Here is a 452-nt window from a genome sequence, read left to right as displayed (position 1 = left end):
ACGTACTGTTCGCCGATCGCGCGGTGGCCATGCAGGTGCCGTACGAGCACGCGGATACACCGATTCCTTCCTACACTATTTCCACCGCGCAGGAGGCCGGCTGGATCTGGGATATCGGTCTGCAAAAGCGGCGCGGCGTGGGTTATGTCTATTCCTCCCGCCATACGGACACCGAGCGCGCCGAGCAGGTGTTTCGCAGCTATCTTGGCCCGGCCGCCGAGGGTCTCAAGGCGATGCATATCAAGTTCGAAACCGGCTACCGCCCCGAGCACTGGCGCAAGAACTGCGTGGTGGTGGGCCTGGCCGGCGGTTTCGTCGAGCCGTTGGAGTCGACGGGCATTGCACTGATTGAGCTGGCCACCTATCTGCTCACCCATCTGTTGCCCGGCGATACCGACGACATGGAACGCGCGGCACGCCACTTCAACGAGATGATGGTGGCGCGCTATGAC

General features: G+C 62.6%; 1 protein-coding gene. It reads left to right on the top strand.

Annotated elements, in window-relative coordinates:
• The coding region (locus JHD80_RS27115) for a tryptophan 7-halogenase (protein WP_199093676.1) at positions 1-452 on the top strand (452 nt) is incomplete at both ends.

The organism is Allobosea sp. ASV33 (assembly GCF_016428755.1).
Classification (GTDB): Bacteria; Pseudomonadota; Alphaproteobacteria; order Rhizobiales; family Beijerinckiaceae; genus Allobosea.
This window is presented reverse-complemented; position numbering and strand designations above follow the sequence as displayed.